Annotated in this window: 12 protein-coding genes; 7 read left to right on the plus strand and 5 right to left on the minus strand. The window is 58.5% G+C overall.

The genetic code is table 11. From position 1 onward, the window contains the following. Positions 1-5 precede the first annotated feature (5 nt). From LOY67_RS20445 to LOY67_RS20460, 4 genes are read left to right on the plus strand one after another with little or no spacing between them, the layout of a single operon-like run. Complete coding sequence (locus LOY67_RS20445) at positions 6-842, plus strand: ABC transporter permease (RefSeq protein ID WP_265067796.1); 837 nt, start codon at positions 6-8, stop codon at positions 840-842. Further along, on the plus strand, positions 829-1,629 hold the full coding sequence (locus LOY67_RS20450; RefSeq protein WP_265064175.1) for an ABC transporter permease: 801 nt from the start codon (positions 829-831) through the stop codon (positions 1,627-1,629). The genes LOY67_RS20445 and LOY67_RS20450 overlap by 14 nt, the downstream gene beginning before the upstream one ends. After that, positions 1,626-2,615 carry an ABC transporter ATP-binding protein gene (locus LOY67_RS20455; RefSeq protein ID WP_265064176.1) on the plus strand — a complete coding sequence of 330 codons (990 nt, stop codon included), beginning with the start codon at positions 1,626-1,628 and terminating at the stop codon, positions 2,613-2,615. The genes LOY67_RS20450 and LOY67_RS20455 overlap by 4 nt, the downstream gene beginning before the upstream one ends. A gap of 46 nt (positions 2,616-2,661) precedes the next feature. Further along, positions 2,662-3,315 carry an HAD family hydrolase gene (locus LOY67_RS20460; RefSeq protein WP_265064177.1) on the plus strand — a complete coding sequence of 218 codons (654 nt, stop codon included), beginning with the start codon at positions 2,662-2,664 and terminating at the stop codon, positions 3,313-3,315. 50 nt (positions 3,316-3,365) lie between these two features. On the opposite strand, the gene LOY67_RS20465 is transcribed toward LOY67_RS20460, so the two are convergent. The 4 genes from LOY67_RS20465 to LOY67_RS20480 all read right to left on the minus strand — a co-directional run bounded on the left by LOY67_RS20465 (position 3,366) and on the right by LOY67_RS20480 (position 7,397). Beyond that, positions 3,366-4,862, minus strand: coding sequence for an Ig-like domain-containing protein (locus LOY67_RS20465; RefSeq protein WP_265064178.1), 1,497 nt, complete (start codon positions 4,860-4,862; stop codon positions 3,366-3,368). Positions 4,863-5,036: 174 nt separating this feature from the next. Continuing rightward, positions 5,037-5,633, minus strand: coding sequence for a hypothetical protein (locus tag LOY67_RS20470; protein ID WP_265064179.1), 597 nt, complete (start codon positions 5,631-5,633; stop codon positions 5,037-5,039). A 9-nt stretch (positions 5,634-5,642) separates the two neighbouring features. Then, positions 5,643-5,885, minus strand: coding sequence for a hypothetical protein (locus LOY67_RS20475; protein ID WP_265064180.1), 243 nt, complete (start codon positions 5,883-5,885; stop codon positions 5,643-5,645). Between the two features lie 549 nt (positions 5,886-6,434). Beyond that, a complete protein-coding gene (locus tag LOY67_RS20480) occupies positions 6,435-7,397 on the minus strand; it encodes a zinc-binding dehydrogenase (RefSeq protein ID WP_265064181.1) in 963 nt (320 codons plus the stop codon). Between the two features lie 139 nt (positions 7,398-7,536). On the opposite strand from LOY67_RS20480, the gene LOY67_RS20485 reads away from it, so the two are divergent. From LOY67_RS20485 to LOY67_RS20495, 3 genes are all read left to right on the plus strand, one after another. Then, positions 7,537-9,618, plus strand: coding sequence for a carboxy terminal-processing peptidase (locus LOY67_RS20485; protein ID WP_265067797.1), 2,082 nt, complete (start codon positions 7,537-7,539; stop codon positions 9,616-9,618). Between the two features lie 121 nt (positions 9,619-9,739). Continuing rightward, complete coding sequence (locus LOY67_RS20490) at positions 9,740-11,515, plus strand: bifunctional diguanylate cyclase/phosphodiesterase (protein ID WP_265064182.1); 1,776 nt, start codon at positions 9,740-9,742, stop codon at positions 11,513-11,515. A gap of 450 nt (positions 11,516-11,965) precedes the next feature. Continuing rightward, positions 11,966-13,297 (plus strand): IS110 family transposase, encoded by a 1,332-nt coding sequence (locus LOY67_RS20495; protein ID WP_265064183.1) that lies wholly within the window; start codon positions 11,966-11,968, stop codon positions 13,295-13,297. A gap of 235 nt (positions 13,298-13,532) precedes the next feature. Here the strand turns inward: LOY67_RS20495 and LOY67_RS20500 are convergent, their stop codons facing one another. Next, on the minus strand, positions 13,533-13,955 hold the full coding sequence (locus LOY67_RS20500) for a hypothetical protein (protein ID WP_265064184.1): 423 nt from the start codon (positions 13,953-13,955) through the stop codon (positions 13,533-13,535). Positions 13,956-13,964 lie beyond the last annotated feature (9 nt).

A 13,964-nucleotide genomic window follows, 5' to 3' on the forward strand; every position in this document is an offset into this window, starting at 1 on the left:
ATGCCATGACGCGCGGCAAATGGCTGGCAGCGTTGTGCCTGGTGCCCTTCGCGATTTTCTTCATCGTGTTCCAGATCGCCCCGCTGCTCTGGGTGCTGGTCAATAGCCTGGAATCGGAAGAGTTCGGCTGGGGCCTGGCCAATTTCAGCAAGATCTTCAGTTCGAAGTTCTACCTGCAAGCGATCCAGCACAGCCTGGAAATCAGCTTCTGGTCCAGCGTGTTCGGGATCATCATCGCGGTGCTCGGCAGCTATTCACTGCGTCGGGTCGATTCGAAACTGCGCAACTTCGTCAACGCTTTCGCCAACATGACCAGCAACTTCGCCGGCGTGCCCCTGGCCTTTGCCTTCATCATTCTGCTGGGGTTCAACGGCAGCATCACCCTCATGCTCAAGCAGGCGGGGATCATCGAGGACTTCAACCTGTACTCGAAAACCGGGTTGATCATCCTCTACACCTACTTCCAGATTCCCCTCGGCGTGCTGCTGCTCTATCCAGCCTTCGATGCACTGCGCGAAGACTGGCGCGAGTCCGCCGCCCTGCTGGGCGCCAGTGGCTGGCAGTTCTGGCGACACATCGGGCTGCCGGTGCTGACCCCGGCGCTGCTGGGTACCTTCGTGATCCTGCTGGCCAACGCCCTCGGCGCCTATGCCACGGTCTATGCCCTGACCACCGGCAACTTCAACGTGCTGCCGATTCGTATCGCCGCCATGGTCTCCGGCGACATCTCCCTCGACCCGAACATGGCCAGCGCCCTGGCCGTGGTGCTGGTGGCGTTGATGACCCTGGTGACCGTCGTCCATCAGTTGCTGCTCAAGAGGAGCTACCATGTCTCGCGCTGAATCGAGCCCTGTCGGCCTCTATCATCGGGCGGTGGTGTACCTGCTGTTCGCCATCCTGCTGCTACCCCTGGCCGGCACGCTGATCTATTCCATCGCCAGCAGTTGGTCAGCCACCGTGCTGCCTTCAGGCTTCACCTTCAAATGGTATGTGCAGTTGTGGAGCGACCCGCGCTTTCTCAGCGCCTTCGGCCAGTCGCTGATCGTCTGCGTCGGCGCACTGGTGCTCTCGGTGGTGCTGATCCTACCACTGTTGTTCGTGGTGCATTACCACTTCCCGAAACTCGACGCACTGATGAACATCCTCATCCTGCTGCCCTTTGCGGTGCCGCCGGTGGTGTCGTCGGTAGGGCTGTTGCAACTCTATGGCTCCGGGCCGCTGGCAATGGTGGGGACGCCGTGGATCCTGATCGGCTGCTACTTCACCGTCGCCCTGCCGTTCATGTACCGCGCCATCACCAACAACCTGCAAGCCATCAACCTGCGGGACTTGATGGACGCCGCCCAACTGCTCGGCGCCAGCACCTTCCAGGCGGCCTTACTGGTGGTGCTGCCGAACCTGCGCAAGGGTTTGATGGTGGCGCTGTTGCTGTCGTTCTCGTTCCTCTTCGGTGAATTCGTGTTCGCCAACATCCTGGTGGGCACCCGCTATGAAACCCTGCAGGTCTACCTGAACAACATGCGCAACAGCAGCGGCCACTTCACCAGTGCCCTGGTGATTTCCTACTTCTTCTTCGTACTGGTCCTGACCTGGGCGGCGAACATTCTGAACAAGGACAAAAGCCAATGAGCTACGTCAGCGTCCAACACCTGCAAAAAGGCTACGCGGGCACGCCGGTGTTCAGCGACATCAATTGCGAAATCGGCAAGGGTGAATTCGTCACCCTCCTCGGCCCTTCCGGCTGCGGCAAGTCCACGCTGTTGCGCTGCATCGCCGGACTGACGGCGGTGGATGCCGGCAAGATCCTGCTGGATGGCCAGGACATCGTCCCGCTGAGCCCGCAGAAGCGCGGCATCGGCATGGTGTTCCAGAGCTACGCGCTGTTCCCCAACATGACCGTGGAACAGAACGTCGCCTTCGGCCTGCGCATGCAGAAGATCCAGTCCGACGACAGCCGTCAGCGCGTGCAGGAGATCCTGCGCCTGGTGGAGCTGCATGATTTCGCCAGCCGCTATCCCCATCAACTCTCCGGCGGCCAGTGCCAGCGTGTCGCCCTCGCCCGCTCCCTGGTGACCCGGCCGCGCCTTTTACTGCTGGACGAACCGCTGTCGGCCCTGGATGCGCGAATTCGCAAACACCTGCGCGAACAGATCCGACAGATCCAGCGCGAACTGGGCCTGACGACGATTTTCGTCACACACGATCAGGAAGAAGCCCTGACCATGTCTGACCGGATTTTCCTGATGAACCAGGGAAAGATCGTACAGAGCGGCGATGCCGAAACCCTTTACACTGCGCCCGTCGATGTTTTTGCAGCGGGCTTCATCGGCAACTACAACCTGCTGGACGCCGACAGTGCCACCCGGCTGTTGCAACGGCCGGTGAACAGTCGCATCGCCATCCGCCCGGAAGCCATCGAGCTGAGTCGCAACGGCGAACCGGATGCGCTGATCCGCAGCCACAGCCTGCTGGGCAACGTGATCCGCTACCGGGTCGAGGCCCGTGGCGTGGAGCTGGTGGTGGACGTGCTCAACCGTTCGGCCGCCGACCTGCATCCCGATGGTGCTCGCCTGGCACTTTCCATCGATCCGTCGGCCCTGTGTGAGGTAGCCTGATGGCTGTGTTGATTCTGAAGCTGATCTTGAAAAGGGAAACGCGCTGATGGCCCTGGCAATTTTTGATCTGGACGAAACCCTGATCCACGGCGATTGCGCCACCCTCTGGAGCGAACAGATGGGGCGCCTGGGCTGGGTCGATCCCGAGTCGTTCATGCGTCGCAACAACGAGCTGATGGATGCCTACAGCCACGGCAAGCTGCGCATGGAAGAGTACATGGATTTCAGCCTGGAACCGATGATCGGCCGCACGCCGGAAGAAGTCGAACATCTGGTAGCGCCCTGGGTGGAAGACTTCATCGAACCGATCATCTTCAGCGACGCCACCCGGACCATCGCCGAACACCGCAAGGCCGGCGATCGGATCCTGGTGATCTCGGCCTCGGGCACGCACCTGGTGGGGCCGATTGCGGAGCGCCTGGGCATCGATGAAATCCTGGCGATCGAGCTTGAAGTCACCCACGGGGTCTATAGCGGCAAGACCGTGGGCACCCTGACCTACCGCGAAGGCAAGATCGCCCGGTTGCTGGACTGGCTGGACGCCGAGGAAGAAAACCTGGAAGGGGCGAGTTTCTACTCCGATTCCCGTAATGACCTGCCGTTGTTGCAACGGGTGGACTACCCCCACGTGGTGAACCCGGATCCGGTGTTGAAGGCCCATGCCGAACTGGCGGGGTGGCCGGTTCATAACTGGAAATAAGCCGGCGCTCACCAGGGGAAGCCCAGAGCAGCGGCCTTCCTGGCATCTGCTCAATAAGGCACGACATACAGCGCACCGGTCACGCTGCTTTCGCCAGGTAATGCACAGGCGAGCGCCTGGGTATTTTCGGCATGGTAGTAGGTGTAGTAACCCGCCGGACAAGGACCGCCATGCTCACCGAGCCAATATCTGCCGCGAGGCAGCGGGAAAGGCCGGGCATACAGGCTCTCCAGCGTCTGGAGCTGCCCACTGCTGTTGATCAGGTATCCGCCGACGGTTCTCAGCCATTGATGAAAAGCCGCCAGATTCGTGAAGGTGCCGGGCACCACGATCCCCAGCAACCAGGTGTTACTGACCTGAACCGTATATGTTGCCGACTGCACCGGGGTGCTCGAATCGGATACGGTAATCACTGCACTACCACGTCTGATCCCTGTCACCTGGCCGATGGCCGTGACCGTCGCCACCTGGGTATTGCTGGATGTGTACCGGTACGGTGGGGTTCCACCCGCCGCCCTGCGCGTCACTGTGTTGCCGGGAGCATCAGCTCCGGTCGCGGGCCAGGAAGCAAAGATCCTGAAGCCATCCACTGCCAACGGCGTTCGGTCGATGGACAGCGGTCCGCCGGGAAAAAATGCCTGGTCACCACTGCGATAGGCGAATGTCGCGTCGCCCGTTGTTGTGATGATGGGTAACGTCAAGACAATAATCGGCAGCCATCGGTTGGTTTCAGCGTAGAAATCACGCTGATATTGCTGTGCACCGGGCAACCCTCCCGGGGTGTAGAAAAGCGCTTCGATAGGCAAGTCACGGCCTGCATTCTGTGGCCAGGTGGCCACGCGTACTTCGTTCTGGATCGGACCTAGGACCGGATCGCTATTGCCCAGCGTTCGCGCCTCAAGACTGGCGTAGAACGCATTCACCGCAGCTGTACCGAGTGCAGCACGCACATTGAAACCGCACTGGTGAGGTGGCCGTTGCGCCGACGCAACGGATTGAAAGTGCGTCAGCCATTGGGTGGCGCTGATGATCCCCTGGGATTGGCATTCCCGGCTGATACCCAGATACGTGTGGTGCTGTCCGCACCCCTTATCGTCCCTATCGAATGTCCAACTGTCCACGGGAAATGAACACAGGATCTCTGGCTGAACCGCTGCCTGTCCGGAATCATGATAAGCGCGAAAGATGAAACCATTGTCGTAGCCATAGAGCAGCTTGGTGTATTTCGAATCCTCCCTCAGGTACGAGAAGGACACGCCACCGCTTGTCACAGAAAAAGGGCTGGGGTTCCAAAAATAGTACGACGTGGATGGCTTTGTACCTCTGAATAAAACCCCCGAACACAGGTATGCCGGCGAGTTGGGACCGCAATCGAATACTTTTTTATGATAACGAACGGTCAGATTGATCGCTGTCTGCCTGCCTATTTCATCAGCATTATTCGTATGCAGCTGCTGTAGATGTTCGGAAGTCGCGCTGCATCCCAACAACAGCGCAATGCCAAGGGCAATAGGGAGTATTTTCTTTACTGTCGTTGAGGCCAACATGGCTGGACTCCGCTCAGGCGATACTGGGGTCGATTAGACGCGTGAACGCCAGGGGCTGCCTACTGTCAGGAATGACAGTTCGAACAATTACCAGATCAATGAAACGGATACAGGCCGGCTAGCGGGCTTGATGTCATTGAGGGGCAGTGCCCAGTCCATTCAATAGGGGCTGGGCTAGAAACCGCAATACACCTGCATCGCGTTCATGGCCGTGTCGTCACCGTTGCCCTGGTCAGGTTCCACCCGGGTCCGGAACCCCCTCACTTTCTGGTACCCGGTACCGTTTACACATAGGTAAAACCCGGTCCATTCGCCCCACGCTGCTGGCGGATCACCTGTGAGGATTTCCGACCCACAATGCATCTTGATATTGCCGGCGGCGGTATCGTCCTTCGACCCCTTGTCCTTGCCCTGAAACCGCTCCACCTGAATGGAAAACCCGATAACGGGCGTCTCGCGGCAGACATGATCGCTGCCCCAGGATCCCCACTTCCCTTCAAGACTGCGAATGTAAGTGGGTGCGCCCGAGGCTCCGCTCTTGCAGATGAGCTGCACCGCATTCAGGGCCGTGTCGTCACCGTTGCCCTGGTAGGGCTCACCTTTGACACGAAATCCCCAGACATACTGCCCCGCCGGACAATACGCAGGCGGTCCCCACTCCCCCCAGGCGCCTTGTTCCGAAGTGTCCGATGGCACTTGTGCCCAAGTCGACACCAAGCTGCCAAGGGAGAGCGCGAACACCAATGTCCGTAGTACGGCGTGACCAGACATAACCTCTCGCTACTCGAACACGGAAAAGGCCTTGGCCAGTTCCAGCAGGGCATTTTCGTCCTGCACGTCCATATCGCCATCAGCATCGATGTCAGTCTTGACGTTGACGGTATCGTAGGCGCCGTTCGCTTTTGAAGCAGAGATAAACGTCGCGAACTGCAACGTCTGGTCTTTGTAGAATTCCAGGAGAATTTCGGGTGATTTATCGCCGACAATGTCTTCTTTGGATAAGCGGATCTCTTGTTTGGCCATCACGGCACCCTCTTCTATCAGGAAAACTATCAGAGACTTCTATTGCTCTCGAAGGCCAATCTAGAGCGGCTGTCTTCACGCCGTCTACTGTCAGACTTGACAGGGTGTATATCTATCTAGTGAGTGAAATCTACAGAGGCACACAAACATGACTTGTTCATGGAAATACTCTGGCATCGCAAATCTCGCCGAAGGGGACGTGGCCTACAACCATTGAAGAGGTATTAACCGGCGGACGGCAGGTGGCGTCTACTGTCAGGAATGACAGTTCGGACCAATACCCGGACATTGAAACCTTGTGGGAGCCGAGCTTGCTCGCGATTGCGCTAGGTCAGCTTGCACGATGTTGACTGTGGTGCCGCCATCGCGAGCAGGCTCGCTCCCACAGGTTTTCGCGGTGTTCACAGAAGCAGCGTCCGGGCACCAATCCTTTGTGGGAGCGAGCCTGCTCGCGATAGCGGTAGGTCAGTCAACTACGCTGCAGACTGATCCGACGCTATCGCGAGCAGTTCGGCTCCCACAGCCCCATCTCCGCCCCACCGAGCCCATTCAGTTCAGGCTTTCATCAATCACCAGCACCAACTTCCCGGATACCTGGTTGGTCGCCAGCTCGGCAAACGCCGCTTCGGCTTCCCGAATCGGGAAGGTCGCGGCCAACTGTGGGCTCAGGCGCTTTTCAGTGAACAACGGCCAGACATGTTCACCCAGTTCCCGCAGCAGATCGGCCTTGAATTGATCGTCGCGACTGCGCAGGGTCGAACCCAGCAACTGGATACGCTTGGCGAGAATCTTCGCCAGGTCCAGATGGCTTTCCCGCCCTCCCATCAGCCCGATCAACACCCAGCGCCCGTCAACTGACAAAAGTTTCACGTTGAGCCTGGCGTAGCTGGCGCCCACCGGATCGAGGATCACGTCGAAGGGCGCGAAGTCGTTCAGGCGCTCGATGTCATCCGCCCGCACCACCCCGCCCTGGGCCCCCAACGCCTCGCAATAAGCCAGCCGGTCAGCAGAGCCGACACTGACCCAGCACGGGTTGCCAAACGCCTTGCACAGTTGGATCGCAGCGGAACCGACGCCACTGGCGCCGGCGTGCAGCAGCACTTTCTCCCCCGGCTTGAGCCCTGCCAGTTGGAACAGATTCAGCCACGCAGTGCTGTAGACCTCAGGCAGCGCGGCCGCTTCAGCCAATGACAGGCCTTCGGGCACTGGCAGCACATGCCGGCCATCGACCACCACTTCTTCGGCCATGCCACCACCGGCAAGCAAGGCGCAAACGCGGTCGCCCACCTGCCAGGACGAGCCCGGCCCAACCTCGCTAATGACCCCGGAACACTCCAACCCCAGCACGTGGCTGGCCCCGGGTGGCGGTGGATAAAGTCCGGCTTTTTGCAACAAATCGGCCCGATTCAGGCCGGCAGCCGCCACACGAATGCGCACTTGCCCTACATCGCATGTAGGACTTGGCTCATCAGCCCATACCACTTGGCCTTCAACGCCTTGCAATGCTTTCACGGTGCCTCCATAGTGAGTCTCGACTGGGCCCGCTGCTGTAACGCCGGGCTTTCTTGCATTATGCGCCCGGGCCACATGGAACCGGCGACTTCAAAGACGGCCTAATATGCGTTATCAATTGTCCCTGCGTCGAATCAGTATGAAGCATCTGTTCCCCAGCACCGCCCTCGCGCTCGTCATTGGCTTCGGTCTGTTGCCAATGTCGAGCGATACGTTCGCAGCCAACAGCTGGGACAAGCTTCAACCTGATCGCGACGAGGTGATTGCCAGCCTTAACGTCGTTGAGTTGCTCAAGCGTCATCACTACAGCAAGCCACCACTCGATGATGCGCGCTCGGTCATCATCTATGACAGCTACCTGAAGCTGCTTGATCCATCGCGCAGTTATTTCATGGCGAGCGACATCGCTGAATTCGACAAGTGGAAAACCCAGTTCGACGACTTCCTCAAGAGCGGCGACCTGAACGCCGGGTTCATCATCTACAAGCGTTACCTGGACCGCGTGAAGGCGCGTCTGGACTACGCCCTTGCCGAGCTGAACAAAGGCGTCGACAAGATCGACTTCAATACCAAGGAAACCTTGCTGGTCGACCGCAAGGACGCCCCTTGGCTCAAAAGCACAGCCGAACTCGATGACCTGTGGCGCAAGCGCGTCAAGGACGAAGTGCTGCGCATGAAGATCGCCGGCAAGGATCCCAAGCAGATCCAGGAAACCCTGACCAAGCGCTACAAGAATCAGTTGGCCCGCCTGGACCAGACCCGCGCCGAGGACATCTTCCAGGCGTACATCAACACCTTCGCCATGTCCTACGACCCGCACACCAATTATCTGTCGCCGGATAACGCGGAGAACTTCGACATCAACATGAGCCTGTCCCTGGAAGGCATCGGCGCGGTGCTGCAGAGCGACAACGACCAGGTGAAGATCGTGCGCCTGGTACCGGCGGGCCCTGCCGACAAGACCAAGCAGGTCGGCCCGGCGGACAAGATCATCGGTGTCGCCCAAGGCAACAAGGAAATGGTCGACGTGGTTGGCTGGCGCCTGGACGAAGTGGTCAAGCTGATCCGTGGCCCGAAAGGCTCGGTGGTGCGCCTGGAAGTCATTCCGGCCAGCAATGCGCCGAACGACCAGACCAGCAAGATCGTGGCCATCACCCGTGAAGCGGTGAAACTCGAAGAACAGGCCGCGAAGAAATCGATCCTCAACCTGAAACAGGATGGCAAGGACTACAAGCTCGGCGTCATCGAGATCCCGGCCTTCTACCTGGACTTCAAGGCGTTCCGCGCCGGGGATCCGGACTACAAGAGCACCACCCGCGACGTCAAGAAGCTGCTGACCGAACTGCAGAAAGACAAGGTCGACGGCGTGGTCATCGACTTGCGCAACAACGGCGGCGGCTCCTTGCAGGAAGCCACCGAGCTGACCAGCCTGTTCATCGACAAGGGCCCTACCGTACTGGTGCGTAACGCCGATGGCCGAGTGGATGTGCTCGAAGACGAAAACCCGGGTGCGTTCTACAAGGGGCCGATGGCCTTGCTGGTCAATCGCCTGTCGGCGTCGGCCTCGGAAATTTTTGCCGGCGCCATGCAGGACTACCACCGGGCACTGATCATCGGCGGCCAGACCTTCGGCAAAGGCACGGTGCAGACCATCCAGCCGCTGAACCATGGCGAACTGAAACTGACCCTGGCCAAGTTCTACCGGGTGTCCGGCCAGAGCACCCAGCACCAGGGCGTGCTGCCTGACATCGATTACCCGTCGATCATCGACACCAAGGAAATCGGTGAAAGCGCCCTGCCCGAAGCCATGCCGTGGGACACCATCCGGCCGGCGATCAAACCGGCGGTGGACCCGTTCAAACCGTTCCTGGCCCAGCTCAAGTCCGATCATGACACTCGCACCTCCCAGGACGCCGAGTTCGTGTTCATCCGTGACAAGCTGGCCCTGGCGCAGAAGTTGATGCTGGAAAAAACCGTCAGCCTCAACGAAGCCGACCGTCGCGCCCAGCATGCCGACATCGAGACCAAGCAACTGGCGATGGAAAACCTGCGTCGCAAAGCCAAGGGCGAAGCGCCGCTCAAAGAGCTGAAGAAAGAAGACGAAGACCTGATCACCGAACCGGAAAAGACCAAGCCGGAAGACGATGCGTACTTGAGCGAGACCGGGCGAATCCTGCTGGATTACCTGAAACTCAATACAACGGTCGCCAAGCAGGGATGATGGCCATTTAATGGTGATGCTCGTCTGAGTGTCATCAAACTGACATCAGTCTGTCGTGAAATACAGGACTGGGCGCCCCGTGGTGGGGCGCCCAGTCCTTTTTTTATCGCCAGAGATCGCCATGACCACGACCGAACAGCTGAGTGCCTTGAGTTCAATCCTGACTCAAAGCGGTTTGCACAGTCTGTTCCAACCGATCGTCTGCCTCTCCGAACGGCGCATCCTGGGCTATGAAGCCCTGACCCGTGGGCCGTCCAACAGCCCGCTGCACTCCCCCATCGCCCTGCTTTCCGTGGCCCGCCAGGCCGGGCGCCTCAGCGAACTGGAACTGGCCTGCCGCCGCAGCGCCTGCCAACGTTTCAACGAACAGAAACTGCCGGGCAAGCTGTTTCTCAATGTCTCGCCCGAGTCGCTGCTGGAATCGGCGCATCAGACCGGGCGCACCCTGCAACTGCTACAGGACTTCGGCATCCCGCCCAGCCAGGTGGTGATCGAACTGACCGAACAAACCCCGATCGATGATTTCCAGCTCTTGCAGAACGCGCTGCATCATTACCGGGCCATGGGCTTCTCCATTGCCCTGGACGACCTTGGCGCCGGTTATTCGAGCCTGCGGCTGTGGTCCGAATTACGGCCCGATTACGTGAAGATCGACCGGCACTTCATCGATGGCATTCACCAGGACGCCCTCAAGCGCGAGTTCGTCGGCTCGATCCTGAAGATCGCCCGAACCTCACGCGCCCAGGTGATTGCCGAGGGCATCGAACTGCCGGAAGAACTGGCGGTGCTGATGGAGATGGGCGTCGATCTGGTGCAGGGCTACCTGCTCGCCCGCCCCCAGGAACAGCCGTCACGAGATGCCAAGGCACTGATGCCCAGGCCGGACAGCGGCGCGGTGCCGCTGAGCGATGAAGTCAACGACCTCAGTGCCCTGCTCAACGAGCAACCGGCCATGTCCCACGACACCCCCACGGCAAGGGTGCTGGAAGCCTTTCGGCGCCAGGCCAACCTCAACTCCCTGGCCGTGCTGGACAACCAGAACCGCCCCTGCGGCATCGTCCATCGCCACTCACTCTCGGACGCCTTGCTCAAACCCTTCGCCACCGACCTGTTCGCCCGCAAACCCATCAGCCGCCTGATGAGCGATGACTTCCTGGCAGTGGAACTGAGCCAGTCGCTGCAGCAAGTCAGCCGCCTCATCACCAGCCGCGCCCGGCAACGCATCGAAGAAGATTTCATCATCACCCTCAACGGTCACTACCTGGGGCTGGGACGGGTGATCGACGTACTCAAGCTCATCACCGAACTGAAAATCCAACAGGCCCGCTACGCCAACCCGCTGACCCTGCTGCCAGGCAACGTACCGATCCAGCAATGCCTCACCCGCCTGCTGCAACAGCGACAGGAAGCGGTGATCTGCTACGTCGACATCGACAGCTTCAAACCCTTCAACGACATCTATGGCTACGGTCGGGGCGACGAAGTCCTGCTGTGCCTGGCCCAATGCCTGAACGAACGCATCGACCCCAGCCGCGACTTCGTCGGCCACATCGGCGGCGACGACTTCCTGCTGGTCCTCGGCCCGGACGACTGGCGCAAGCGCCTGAACCAACTGCTCAGCGACTTCCAGACCCATTGCCGCCGGTTCTATCGGCCTGAGCATCTGGAGGCGGGGTGCTTTACGGCGTTGAACCGGCAAGGGGTGCGGCAGGATTTTGCGTTGTTGTCGTTGTCGATTGGGGTGGTGCATCTGAGGTCGGAAGCGTGTGGGGAGCTGGATGCGAGCCAGTTGGCGGAACTGGCTTCGCAGGCGAAGCATCATGCCAAGGAAGTGCCGGGGGGGAGTTTGTATTTGGTTGAGGCTGAGGCGGTGGAGTGTGTGGGGACGGTGAGTTGAGCGGGTAGGTGCACACGCCGCGTTGACCCTGCGGTGATGAGCGCAGATACTTAGCCCAATCGCGCCCGAACCTCTGGTGCTGGCTTAGTCCAGCATTATGTTTGGGCCTTCTTTTTCTGGACAGAGAATGTCGCGGGCCGACAACCAAACCAGCTCACCAAAAGCCACACAGCACGCATGGCTAGCGCTCTCCCTGTGGCGAGGGAGTGGCCGCCGCGTCTTCGACGCTGCGCTGTCGCGCAGCAAACAAGCGCCCGACCTAAGATTGAGGTGCGCGCGGGGATGGAGACCGTAGCCATCACTGGTGTGTCAGCACCCGAGAGGGAGAGTGGTCCGCACGGTATCGGCGTGGAGTCGTTGTAGGCACAGCAAGCTGTGACCACGTATGAGAGAGTGAATCCGTTCGCCACCGTGCTCCCCGCGCGCCTTTCAATCCTGCGAGGAATTGTCATGGCGCGCAAGAACCAACAGAAACGCTTTGAAGTGATTCACCCTCATTGTGCGGGTATCGATATTGGCAGTCGTGAGCACTGGGTCGCTGTTCATCCTGATCAAAGCGATCCGCCGGTTCGCTGCTTTTCGACCTTTACCGAAGATTTGGTGAAACTGGCCGAATGGCTGGAATCACTGAAAATCAAGGTCGTGGCGATGGAGGCAACCGGTGTTTACTGGATACCCCTATTCGAACTTCTCGATTCGAGAGGCTTTGAGGTGTATCTGGTCAACTCTCGTGCGACCCGCCAGATCACCGGTCGTAAATCTGACGTTCTGGATTGTCAGTGGATTTGGCAACTCATGACTCATGGTTTGCTCAGAGGCGCTTTTCGGCCTGCTGATGATATTTGCTCGATGCGATCCTTGGTTCGTCAGCGTGCCATGAAGGTCCGCGATCAGGCCAAAACCAATCGTATGCAAAAAGCCCTGACCCAGATGAACATCCAGTTGGCCAATGTCATCAGCAATATCGCCGGCCTGACCGGTATGAAAATCATCAAGGCCATTATCGGCGGCGAGCGCGATCCTCAAGTACTGGCCAACTTTCGAGACGGTCGTATCAAGGCAGATCACCAGACCATTGCCCGTAGTTTGCATGGGAACTGGCGAGTCGAGCATCTGCATGCCCTGGCTCAGGAAGTGGCCGCCCATGACTTTCTGGAAGGGCAAATTACCGAATGCGACCAGGCCATCGTCGAGGCTCTAGATCGACTCCCTGTGTTGAACGATGTGCCCACGCAGCCCACCAAGCCATTACGCAGCCCGCATCGCTCCGCAGATGAACAGGCCAGCCTGCATCGTGCGCTTGTGAAAATCATGGGGGTTGATCTGACGGCTATTCCTACCATTGGAATTGAAAGTGCTTTGGTTCTGGCAAGCGAAATCGGGCCTGACTTGTCGCGCTTTCCCACTCAGCAGCAATTCAGTTCATGGATGGGGCTGGCGCCCCCCACCCGAATATCAGGGGGAAAGCCATTACCCGGTCAGGTTGCGAAAGTGTTTAACCGAGCGGCACAGGCTCTGAAGCAGGCCGCTTCCAGTGCTCGTAACGACAAGAGTTTCATCGGTGCCAGTCATCGCGCCCGACTGGCCCGTATGGATACCTCATGCGCGATCAAAGCGACCGCACATCAACTGGCCCGATTGATCTACGCCATGCTGACCAAAGGACAGCCGTATGTGGAGCAAGGCATGGAAGAATTTGAAGCCAAAAGTCGTGATCGCCAGCTCAGAGCCTTGCAACGCAAAGCGACCAAGCTGGGCATGAGGTTGGTTGATGTTGCTTAAAAGGCAATTAAAACAATGGGTTATATTTTGTTTGATGAGAGCTTGCTCACTCGCCACAAAAGCAGTTCATGGTGTGCTGATAGGCAGCAGAAAATCCGTCGTGTGCGGAGCATGTTGTGCTTGGGGTTGAGCAGGTGATTGAGTTGAGCGAGCTGTTGGCGAATCGGGCTTTGGATATTTCTCTGACGCTAAGGTCCACCCATGCGAGATCTTTAGTGTCAGAGAGCAAGCGCTTCTATGTATATTTCCAAGTAGACCTGTCTTCGGTTTCAGCCTTGCGGAGATCATCCTTCCATATTTCGCTTGCCAGCCTATATATATCCTCAAAAAACACTCGCGGATTGGTCATTGCGTCCCAGCCATTAGGGAAGGAGGAGCATACCTGAGAATCATGTTCCAATAAGACCTGAAAGTCATAGCTACTATCTCGCAACGCTTCCTCTAGGCTTTTATAAAGTAGGTATTTTTGTCTGTACGTGATGCGCCAGCGTTCTGTTAGCGAGTAATTTACAATCAACACCTCTCGATCCGCAGGGTCGTTAGGGTCGAATTTTTCAAGTTCCTCACCCAATGTTTCCTCTCGATCATATATATCAAAACACCCCAAAAAATATGCAGGTGAAGGCGTGTATGGCTGGCCTGTGCTAGGGTCAATCATTTAAATTTC

The sequence above is a fragment of the Pseudomonas sp. B21-056 genome (assembly GCF_026016325.1).
Lineage (GTDB): Bacteria > Pseudomonadota > Gammaproteobacteria > Pseudomonadales > Pseudomonadaceae > Aquipseudomonas.